This window comes from Paraburkholderia tropica (assembly GCF_914484835.1).
Taxonomy (GTDB): domain Bacteria; phylum Pseudomonadota; class Gammaproteobacteria; order Burkholderiales; family Burkholderiaceae; genus Paraburkholderia; species Paraburkholderia tropica_A.
The window spans coordinates 18,648-29,082 of sequence record NZ_CAJZAR010000075.1; the positions used below are offsets into that span (position 1 = coordinate 18,648).

Consider the following 10,435-nt stretch of genomic DNA (forward strand, 5'->3'; position numbering starts at 1 on the left):
CGACTTCAGCGAACCTCGAGTGAGGTTAGCGCGACCAGCGACGCCAGGGCCAGGCTCCCCGGTCGATGCTGCTCAGACTCCGTTTTTTATTCAGAAACATGAGGGTCGTTGACGTTCAGTTGAGAACTTAAGTCAGATCATTGTGTGCTGCGACCGCCTTGGCGGCGTCGAGCAGCGTGGCAACTATACCATCCGACTCAATTTTTTGTACAGGCTGGCCGTGGTTGTAGCCGTAAGGCACCGTGAGCGTGGCCATGCCGGCCGCGCGGCCCGCGATCGCATCGTTCTCCGAATCGCCGATGGCCACCGCCGACGCCGGATTCACGCCGAGCTGCTCGCACGCCGTGAGCATGGGCAGCGGGTCGGGTTTTTTCTTCGGCAGGCTGTCGCCGCCCAGCACGACCTCGAAGTATGGCGAGAGGCCGTACTGCTGAAGCAGCTCGACGGCGAAGCGGTGCGGCTTGTTCGTCACGCAGGCGAGCTTGATGCCCTGGGCGCGCAGCGCGGCGAGGCCCACTTCCACGTCCGGGTACAGATGCGTGTGGCGGCCGTTGATCTTCGCGTACTCGTCCTGATAGATCGCGAGCGCCTCGTCGAAACGCGCCTGGGCGTCGTCGGCGGGAAAACGCGGGGCCAGCACGCTCTTGATCAGATGCTCCGAGCCTTTGCCCACGTAGCCCATGACCTCTTCGCGCGTGGTTTCCTCGGCGTCGAACTGCGCGAGCATGCCGTTCAGGCCCGCGGCGAAGTCGTCGGCGGTATCGACCATGGTGCCGTCGAGGTCGATCAGCGCCGCCTCGATGCGCGGCGCGGTGAATTTGACGGCCTTGAAGTCGGCGCTCATTGCGCGCCGGCCTTCACGGTGGCGAGCTGCGCGCGCATCTGGTCGATCACGGCCTTGTAGTCGGGCTTGCCGAAGATGGCCGAGCCGGCCACGAAGGCGTCCGCGCCCGCCGCCGCGATTTCGGCGATGTTGTCGACCTTCACGCCGCCGTCCACTTCCAGATGGATCTCGCGGCCGGTGCGCGCCGTGTACGCGTCGATCTTCGCGCGCGCCTCGCGCAGCTTGTTCAGTGCCTCGGGAATGAACGACTGGCCGCCGAAGCCCGGGTTCACCGACATGATCAGCACGAGGTCGACCTTGTCCATCACGTGGTCGAGGTAGTTCAGCGGCGTGGCCGGGTTGAAGACGAGACCGGCCTTGCAGCCGTGGTCGCGGATCAGCGACAGCGTGCGGTCGATATGGTCCGAGCCTTCCGGGTGAAAGCTGATGAGGTTCGCGCCGGCCTTGGCGAAGTCGGGCACGATGCGGTCGACCGGGCGCACCATCAGATGCACGTCGATGGGCACGTCCACGTGCGGGCGGATCGCCTCGCAGACCAGCGGGCCGATGGTGAGGTTCGGCACGTAATGGTTGTCCATTACGTCGAAGTGGATCCAGTCGGCGCCGGCCGCGACGACGTTGCGGACTTCCTCGCCAAGACGCGAGAAGTCGGCGGACAGGATACTGGGGGCAATGCGGAATTGCGTCATGGCGGTAAGCGGAAATTAGACGTAAAAACCGTATTTTAGCGTCAGCGCGGCAGGGCGCACGCCTGCGGGACGCACGTTGGCCATTCGGCCAGGACGCGCTCGCGGCGGTCCACGGCGGTTGCGGGTGCCTGCCGCATCAAGCAGAATGCAATTTCGCGCGGTCCGCCGCGACGGCGGCGCGCGGACGCCTTGCACCGCGTAAGAATTTACGACCCCGGTCGTACCGCAGTGGGCGAAACCACCGTGGTCCGAAACCCGCAGGTCAGAAACAGCGATTGGAAAGAGGATGAGTCAGTACGAATTCAGCGTGACGTCGCAGGTGCGCTACCTGCCCGAAGAGTCGGATCCCGAGCGCCGGCAATATGCGTTTGCGTACACGCTGACCATCCGCAACACCGGCCAGGTGAGCGCGCAGCTGATCGCGCGCCACTGGATCATCACCGACAGCGACGAGAAGGTCCAGGAAGTGAAGGGTCTGGGCGTGGTCGGTCATCAGCCGCTGCTCAAGCCGGGCGAGCAATTCGAATACACGAGCTGGGCGATGATCGCCACGCCCGTCGGCACCATGCGCGGCGCGTACTTCTGCGTGGCGGAGGACGCCGAGCGTTTCGAGGCGCCGGTGCCCGAGTTCGTGCTGCGCATGCCGCGCACGCTGCACTGACTTCCGTTGAACCGTTCCCCGATTTCGCGGTCTGCTAGTCCTGACGCCCGTCGTGCGGCGCGTGCGGGGCGCGCTTGTGCTTCTTCCTGCCCGACGCGGTCCACACAACGATGAAAATCAGCAGGAACAGCGCGAGCAGCGCTTCCAGACCAAACATGAGCATCGGGTATTCGTCGAGCAGATCAGACATGGCGGCATCCATCGAGAGCAAACATTGTATGCGCGTTTTCGCGCGCTTTTCCAGGGTGATGCCGGGATTAACGGCGCTGCGCGAGCGAGCGCGTATCGGCTTCGGAAAGGCGGCGAACGTCAGCTTCGGGCGCATCGGCGGGCTGGTCGGCGCCGCGTCGCTGGCGGCGCTGCTGGCCGCGTGCGGCGGCCCGAGCTACGTGCGCACCACGCCGCCCAAGGGTTCGCCCACATTGCCCGCGCAGATCGCGGCGCAGCGGCTCACGCCGGTGGCGTGGCAGCAGGTGCCGGGCTGGCAGGACGATTCGCTGATCGGCGCGACGGCGGCACTGCGCGCGAACTGCACGCGCCTCGCCCGCGAGCCGCGCTGGCAGCGCGCCTGCGCGGCGGCTTCGCAACTCGACGACCTCGACGCTTCCGGCGCACGCGCCTTCTTCGAGGCGTACTTCACGCCTTACCAGTTCGCCAATAACGACGGCACGCTCGACGGCCTCGTCACCGGCTACTACGAGCCGCTGCTTCACGGCTCGCGCACGCGCCACGGCATCTATCAGACCGCGCTTTATCGCTGGCCGTCCGGCTATCGCGCGGGCGCCGCGCTGCCGCCGCGCGCGCAGCTCGAACGTGCGGGCATCCTGAGCGGCAACGAACTCGTCTGGGTCGACGATCCGATCGAGGCGTTCTTCCTGCAGGTGCAGGGCTCGGGCCGCATCGTGATGGAAGACGGCAGCGTGATGCGCGTGGGCTTCGGCGGTACGAACAATCAACCGTACAAGTCGATCGGACGCTGGCTGCTCGATCGCGGCGAACTCACGCCCGCGCAGGCCACGATGCAGGGCATCAAGGCATGGGCGCGCGCGAACCCGACGCGCGTCGACGCGCTGCTCGACACCAATCCGCGCTTCGTGTTCTTCCGCGAGATGCCGTCGGGGGATAGCTCGCCGCAAGGCGGCACCGACGGCCCGATCGGCGCGCTCGGAGTGCCGCTGACGCCGGAGCGTTCGATTGCGGTCGATCCGTCGTCGATTCCGCTCGGCACGCCGGTGTTCTTGACGACCACGCGTCCGCTCACGAACACGCCGCTGAACCGCCTCGTGTTCGCGCAGGACACCGGCTCGGCGATCAAGGGCGGCGTGCGCGCCGACTACTTCTGGGGACTCGGCGACGATGCGGGCGACCTCGCGGGCAAGATGAAGCAGGGCGGCCGCATGTGGCTGCTGTTCCCGAACTCGTGAGCTTCGAGTTGCTTGATCGCATGAAGAAAGCCGGCTGACCAGCCGGCTTTTTTACTGGCTGCGCGATTGATCTATGCGCGCTCGCCTGTGCTCACTTCGGCCGCTTGTCGATTACGCGCCTGGCCTTGCCGACCGAACGCTCGATACCGTTCACGTCGAGCACATTGATCTTCGCCGTCACGCCGATCAGCGCCTTGATGTCATAGGCGAGCGCCTTCGCGGCCGCATCGAGCGCGCTATAGTCGGGCGCGGTTTCCGGGCACGGCTCGCAGTTGAGCGTCATGACATCCATCGGACCTTCCTTCGTGAGAATGATCTGATAGTGCGGTGCGAGCGCGGGCTGCTTGAGCAGCAATTCCTCGATCTGCGTGGGGAACACGTTCACGCCGCGGATGATCAGCATGTCGTCGGAGCGGCCCGTGATCTTTTCCATGCGGCGCATCGTGCGCGCGGTGCCGGGCAGCAGGCGCGTGAGATCGCGCGTGCGATAGCGCACGATGGGCAGCGCTTCCTTCGTGAGCGAGGTGAAGACCAGTTCGCCGAATTCGCCGTCGGGCAGCACTTCGCCGGTTTCCGGGTCGATGATCTCCGGGTAGAAGTGGTCTTCCCAGATGGTCGGGCCGTCTTGCGTTTCCGCGCACTCCGAGGCCACGCCCGGACCCATCACTTCGGACAGACCGTAGATGTCCACGGCCTTGATGCCCATGCGTTTCTCGATGGCCGCGCGCATGTCGTTGGTCCACGGTTCCGCGCCGAAGATACCGATGCGCAGCGACGAACTGGCCGGGTCCATGCCTTGACGTTCCATTTCGTCGGCGATCGCGAGCATGTAGCTCGGCGTGACCATGATGATGTCGGGCCGGAAGTCCTGGATCAGCTGCACCTGCTTTTCGGTCTGGCCGCCGCCGAACGGAATCACCGTGAGACCGGCACGTTCCGCGCCGTAATGCGCGCCGAGGCCGCCCGTGAACAGGCCATAGCCGTAGCTCACGTGCACCTTGTCGCCGCGCCGCGCGCCCGCCGCGCGCACCGAACGCGCGACCAGATTCGCCCAGGTGTCGATGTCTTTTGCCGTGTAGCCGACCACGGTGGGCTTGCCCGTCGTACCCGACGACGCGTGAATGCGCGAGATCTGCTCCTGCGGCACCGCGAACATCCCGAACGGGTAACTGTCGCGCAGATCCTTCTTGGTGGTGAACGGGAAGCGCGCGAGGTCGGCGAGCGACTTCAGCTCGGACGGGTGCACACCCGCTTCGTCGAACTTGCGGCGATAGACCGGCGAGTTCTCATACGCGTGGTTCAGCGACCATTTCAGCCGTTCGAGCTGAAGCGCCGCGAGTTCGTCGCGGCTGGCCGTTTCGATGGGCTCGAGCGGCAGCGGGTTAGTCATCGATGTCTCCAGTTGCTTTAAGTATGAATGCGTTGCGGGCGAGTTCGCTGGGCGCGTCACGCCTCGACAGGAATCACGTTGCCGCGGATCTGCGCGGATTTGCCTCTGAACACGGCAACGGTCTCACCGGCGCGATTCGTCACGCGGATGTCGTAGATGCCGTTGCGGCCAGACAGCACCTGTTCGACGGCTTCGGCGGTGAGTACGTCGTCGGGCTGCACGGGGCGCAGAAATTCGATCGAGCAGCCCGAGGCGACCGTGTTGAGGTTGTACGAGTTGCAGGCGAACGCGAAGGTCGAATCGGCGAGCGTGAAGATCAGGCCGCCGTGACAGATCTGGTGACCGTTGAGGAATTCGGGCCGCACGGCCATGCGAAGCCGCGCGTAACCGGCGCGCACGTCGAGCAGTTCCATGCCGAGCGCGCGGCTGCAACCGTCGGCTTCGTACATGGCCTGCGCGGTGGCGCGGGCGAGTTCGTCGGGCGTCATGTCGTCGAGCGTTTGCGTGGAGATCGATGCGGACATATCAACGGCCCTCGAAGCGCGGCGCGCGTTTCTCGACGAAGGCCTGCACGCCTTCCGCGTAGTCGTGGGATGCACCCAGTTCGCGTTGCAGATCGCGTTCGAGATCGAGCTGCTGATCGAGCGTGTTCGTGGCCGACGCGCGCAGCGCCTCGCGCGTGGCGACGATGGCGCGCGTAGGTTGCTTCGCGAGTTGCGCGGCGAGCGCGGCAGCGCTGGCGGCGAGTTCGGCGTCGTCGGTCACTTGCCAGACGAGGCCCCAGCTTTCCGCTTTTTCGGCGCTCAGCTTGTCGCCGGTCATGGCAAGGCCGAGTGCGCGAGCCATGCCCACGCGCTTCGGCAGGAACCACGTGCCGCCCGAATCGGGCACGAGGCCGATTTTCACGAACGCCTGAATGAAGCTCGCGGAGCGCGCGGCCAGCACGAGGTCGCACGCGAGCGCGAGATTTGCGCCCGCGCCCGCCGCGGTGCCGTTGACGGCGGCGATCACGGGCATCGGCAGCGCCTGCAGCCGTTTGATCAGCGGATTGAAGTGCTCGTCGATGAGCGCCCCGAGGTCGGTCATCGCGCCGGGCGTGAAGTCGAGGTCGGCGAGATCCTGGCCCGCGCAGAAGCCGCGGCCCGCGCCGGTGAGCACGAGTGCGCGCGCGCCGGCGGCTTCGACTTCGTCGAGCGCCGCCGCGAGCTCGCGGTGCATGGCGCGCGTGAAGCTGTTGAGCTTGTCCGGGCGGTTCAGCGTGACGGTGGCCACGCGCGTGGTTGCGTCGGTCTCGACGCGGATCGCTTCAAAGGGCATCGGTTGTCTCCTCCATGCCTGCTTTTCGGGACTGCTTTCAGGACTTCCTGACCCGCCGCGCTGCGTCGTCCGGCGGGTCGCTGTGCTGCTGCCAGGTTGGCGCTGTCGCGCCGTTTGCCGTCAAACGCGCTCGATGGCCAGCGCGATGCCCTGGCCGACGCCGATGCACATCGTGCACAGCGCGTAGCGGCCCTGCGTGCGTTCGAGCTGATGCAGCGCCGTGGTCACGAGCCGCGCGCCCGAGGCGCCCAGCGGATGACCGAGCGCGATCGCGCCGCCGTTCGGGTTCACGCGTGCGTCGTCGTCGGCGAGGCCGAGTGCGCGCAGCACGGCGAGACCTTGCGACGCGAACGCTTCGTTGAGTTCGATCACGTCGAACTGGTCGAGCGTCATGCCGAGCTGTGCAAGTAGCTTCTGCGTGGCGGGCGCGGGCCCGATGCCCATGATGCGCGGCGCGACGCCGGCCGTTGCCATGCCGAGCACGCGTGCACGCCGACGCAAACCATATTGGGCGGCGGCTTCCTCGTTGGCCAGCAGCAGCGCGCAGGCGCCGTCGTTGACGCCCGAAGCGTTGCCGGCCGTCACCGTGCCGTCCGGCTTCACCACGCCCTTGAGCTTGCCGAGCGATTCGAGCGAGGTCTCGCGCGGATGTTCGTCCAGCGTGACACGCACAGGATCGCCTTTCTTCTGCGCAATCTCGACCGCGACGATTTCCTGCGCGAGCGTGCCGTCCTTCTGCGCGCGCGCGGCCTTCTGCTGGCTGCGCAGCGCGAACGCGTCCTGATCGGCGCGGCTGATATTGAATTCCTCGGCGACGTTTTCCGCCGTTTCGGGCATCGAATCGACACCATATTGCTGCTTCATCAGCTTGTTGACGAAACGCCAGCCGATGGTGGTGTCGTGGATATTCGCGTCGCGCGCGAACGCCGACGCGGCTTTGCCCATCACGAACGGCGCGCGCGTCATGCTTTCCACGCCGCCCGCGATCATCAGGCGCGCTTCGCCGGATTTGATTGCGCGCGCGGCGCTGCCGACGGCGTCGAGGCCGGAACCGCACAGGCGGTTGAGCGTGCCGCCGGGCGCTTCGGTGGGCAGGCCCGCGAGCAGCGCGGCCATGCGTGCGACGTTGCGGTTGTCTTCGCCTGCCTGGTTGGCGCAGCCGTACAGGATGTCGTCGAGTGCGCGCCAGTCCACGCCGGGATTGCGCTCGACGAGCGCGTGGATGGGCACGGCGGCGAGGTCGTCAGCGCGCACGTCCTTGAGGGCGCCGCCGTAGCGGCCAAACGGGGTGCGAATTGCGTCGCAGATATAGGCTTCGGTCATCTCAGGTTCCTGCGGCACGAGCGCGGAGTGCGCTCATGCCTTGCATGCTAGAGGGTCGGGCAGTCGTACGCCATTCGGCCGAACGGCCTAGGCCATTCAGCCGACTGCAACGGGCGCCGCTTTGGGTTCAACATGAACGCGGCTCTGAACCACGCGGAAGCGGTTCGCCACGAACGCGGCGTCGGCCAGCGCGGCGTTCGCGGCGGGGTTCGCGCCGGTGCCGTGGAAGTCCGAGAAGGCCGCCGACTGATTGACGAACACGCCGCCTGTGAGATTGACCGACAGCGCCACGCCGCCGGTGATCGCCGCTTCGTGGGCGGCTTCGATCACTTCGTCGCTCGTGCTGTAGACGGAGAGCGTGAGCGCGCCGTGGTCGCGCGCGGTCGCACCGGCGAGGGCCAGCGACTGGGCGGTGGAGTCGGTGGCGATCACGAACGAGATCGGGCCGAACCATTCGCGCGTGATCGTCGCGGCGTCGCGGCCCGCATCGAGTGCGAGCACGAGCGGCGTGCGCACGCGTGCGCCCGGGAATTGCGGATGGTCGAGCGCCTGGCTGTCGGCGAGCACGGTGCCCAGCTTGCGGGCTTCGTCGACGCGCGCGGTCACGCCGTCGTTCTGGATCGCGCCGAGCACTTCAACGGCGCGTGCCGGATCGGCCACGAATTTCGTGACGGCTCCCGCGATGGCCCGTGCGACCTGATCGAAGCTCATGTGGCCTTCGGCGGTCTCGATGCCGTCGCGCGGCACGTAGATGTTCTGCGGCGCCGTGCACATCTGGCCCGAGTAGAGCGAAAGCGAGAAGGCGATGTTGCGCGCGGCGGACTTCAGATCGCTCACGGAGTCGATCACGATCTGGTTCACGCCGGCCTTTTCGGTGTAGACCTGCGCCTGATGCGCGTGCTGTTCGAGCCAGTCGCCGTTCTGCGTGCTGCCGGTGAAGTCGATCAGCTTGATTTCGGGACGCAGGGCGAGTTGCTGGACGAGCGCGCCGTCGTTGGGATCGGTGGCGAGCAGCGTGACGACGTTCGGATCGAAACCGGCTTCACGCAGCACCTCGCGCGCGATGCGCACGGTGATCGCGAGCGGCAGGATCGCGCCCGGGTGCGGCTTGACGATCACCGTGTTGCCCGTCGCCAGATCGGCGAACAGGCCGGGGTAGCCGTTCCAGGTCGGGAACGTGCAGCAGCCGAGCACGAGGCCCGTACCGCGCGGTACGACCGTGAAGCGCTTTTGCATCGCGAGCGGCGGGTTCTTGCCCTGCGGCTTTTCCCAGTGCGCGTCGGCGGGAATGCGGCGCAGCTGGTCCCACGCGTAGGTCACCGCTTCAAGCGCGCGGTCCTGCGCGTGCGGGCCGCCTGCCTGGAACGCCATCATGAAGGCCTGGCCGGTCGTGTGCATCACGCTGTAGGCGATCTCGAAGCTCGCGCGGTTCAGGCGTTCGAGAATTTCGAGGCTCACGCCCACCCAGGCCTTGGGGCCCGCGGCGCGCCAGGTGCGTTGTGCTTGTTGAGCGGCATCAATCAACTGGTCGGGCGTCGATTTCGGGTAACGCGCGCCGAGCACAAAACCGAATGGCGAGACCTCGCTGCCGACGGTTTCGCCGCTGGCAGGCTGGTCGAGTTCGAACGGGTGATTCAGGTGCGCCTTGAACGCGGCTTCGCCGTCTGCGCTGGCGGATTCACCGTACACTTTGGGGCTCGGCATTTCGGCGAACGGGCTCCAGTAGCCGCGCGTCTCGATGGCGGCCAACGCCTTCTGCAGCAGGCCTTCGTGCTTGTCGAAAAACGGATGTGTCATGGCTCGACTTGAATTGAGGGGTTGGATGAGGCCCGCGCCAATTAATTGACCGACCGGTTGGTTGGCAAATGTTAGCATTAGTCAAACTTCGGCGTAAAAGAAATTTTTGGGACTTTTCTATTAAGGAAGGAGGACGTATGGGGTACGAAAACATCCTGGTCGAGACGCGCGGCAAAGTCGGTCTGATCACGCTCAACCGGCCGAAAGCGCTGAACGCACTCAACGACGCCTTGATGGACGAACTGGGCGCGGCGCTCAAGGCGTTCGACGCGGATGAGAACATCGGCGCGATCGTCATCACGGGCAGCGAGAAGGCGTTCGCAGCAGGCGCCGACATCGGCATGATGGCGACCTATAGCTTCATGGATGTCTATAAGGGCGACTACATCACGCGCAACTGGGAGACCATCCGTTCGATCCGCAAGCCGATCATTGCGGCGGTTTCGGGTTTCGCGCTCGGTGGCGGCTGCGAACTGGCGATGATGTGCGACATGATTTTCGCGGCCGATACGGCGAAGTTCGGCCAGCCGGAGATCAAGCTTGGCGTGATTCCGGGTGCGGGCGGAACGCAGCGTCTGCCGCGCGCGGTGTCGAAGGCGAAAGCGATGGACCTGTGTCTGACGGCGCGCATGATGGATGCGGCCGAGGCGGAGCGCGCGGGCCTGGTGTCGCGCGTGATCCCGGCGGCGGATCTGCTGAACGAGGCGATCGCGGCCGCAACTACGATCTGCGAATACTCGCTGCCCGCTGTGATGATGGCCAAGGAGGCGGTGAACCGCGCCTACGAGACGACGCTGGCCGAAGGCGTGCATTTCGAGCGCCGTCTGTTCCATTCGCTGTTCGCGACGGAAGATCAGAAAGAGGGGATGGCTGCGTTCGTGGAGAAGCGCAAGCCTGCGTTCAAGAACAAGTAGGCGGCCGGGTAGTCGCCTGGTAGTCCCGTCGGGCCGGTGGCGGAATTATTTTCCGCCACCCCCTTGCGCTGTAGCG

At 66.0% G+C, this 10,435-nt stretch carries 10 protein-coding genes; 3 read left to right on the forward strand and 7 right to left on the reverse strand.

The genetic code is table 11. The annotated features are described in order from the left end of the window. Positions 1 to 127 precede the first annotated feature (127 nt). A complete protein-coding gene (locus LDO54_RS28360) occupies positions 128 to 844 on the reverse strand; it encodes a phosphoglycolate phosphatase (RefSeq protein ID WP_224014269.1) in 717 nt (238 codons plus the stop codon). After that, positions 841 to 1,533, reverse strand: a complete 693-nt coding sequence (rpe, locus tag LDO54_RS28365) for a ribulose-phosphate 3-epimerase (RefSeq protein WP_224014271.1) — start codon at positions 1,531 to 1,533, stop codon at positions 841 to 843. Before rpe ends, LDO54_RS28360 begins: the two co-directional genes overlap by 4 nt. Positions 1,534 to 1,819: 286 nt before the next feature. On the opposite strand from rpe, the gene apaG reads away from it, so the two are divergent. Beyond that, positions 1,820 to 2,194 (forward strand): Co2+/Mg2+ efflux protein ApaG, encoded by a 375-nt coding sequence (gene apaG / locus LDO54_RS28370; RefSeq protein ID WP_224014273.1) that lies wholly within the window; start codon positions 1,820 to 1,822, stop codon positions 2,192 to 2,194. A 110-nt stretch (positions 2,195 to 2,304) separates the two neighbouring features. Continuing rightward, complete coding sequence (mltA, locus tag LDO54_RS28375) at positions 2,305 to 3,618, forward strand: murein transglycosylase A (protein ID WP_224014275.1); 1,314 nt, start codon at positions 2,305 to 2,307, stop codon at positions 3,616 to 3,618. Positions 3,619 to 3,709: 91 nt separating this feature from the next. On the opposite strand, the gene paaK is transcribed toward mltA, so the two are convergent. From paaK to paaN, 5 genes are all read right to left on the reverse strand, one after another. Continuing rightward, on the reverse strand, positions 3,710 to 5,008 hold the full coding sequence (gene paaK, locus LDO54_RS28380; RefSeq protein WP_224014277.1) for a phenylacetate--CoA ligase PaaK: 1,299 nt from the start codon (positions 5,006 to 5,008) through the stop codon (positions 3,710 to 3,712). Between the two features lie 56 nt (positions 5,009 to 5,064). After that, entirely contained in the window at positions 5,065 to 5,520 is a 456-nt protein-coding gene (gene paaI, locus LDO54_RS28385) for a hydroxyphenylacetyl-CoA thioesterase PaaI (RefSeq protein WP_224014288.1), read from the reverse strand. A 13-nt stretch (positions 5,521 to 5,533) separates the two neighbouring features. Beyond that, positions 5,534 to 6,325 carry a 2-(1,2-epoxy-1,2-dihydrophenyl)acetyl-CoA isomerase PaaG gene (gene paaG / locus LDO54_RS28390; protein WP_224014279.1) on the reverse strand — a complete coding sequence of 264 codons (792 nt, stop codon included), beginning with the start codon at positions 6,323 to 6,325 and terminating at the stop codon, positions 5,534 to 5,536. 120 nt (positions 6,326 to 6,445) lie between these two features. Continuing rightward, entirely contained in the window at positions 6,446 to 7,648 is a 1,203-nt protein-coding gene (gene pcaF, locus LDO54_RS28395) for a 3-oxoadipyl-CoA thiolase (protein WP_224014281.1), read from the reverse strand. Between the two features lie 96 nt (positions 7,649 to 7,744). Next, entirely contained in the window at positions 7,745 to 9,445 is a 1,701-nt protein-coding gene (paaN, locus tag LDO54_RS28400; protein WP_224014283.1) for a phenylacetic acid degradation protein PaaN, read from the reverse strand. 137 nt (positions 9,446 to 9,582) lie between these two features. Here paaN and LDO54_RS28405 point away from each other — a divergent pair, with 137 nt between their 5' ends. After that, positions 9,583 to 10,359 carry an enoyl-CoA hydratase gene (locus tag LDO54_RS28405; protein ID WP_224014284.1) on the forward strand — a complete coding sequence of 259 codons (777 nt, stop codon included), beginning with the start codon at positions 9,583 to 9,585 and terminating at the stop codon, positions 10,357 to 10,359. The last annotated feature ends 76 nt before the right edge of the window (positions 10,360 to 10,435 follow it).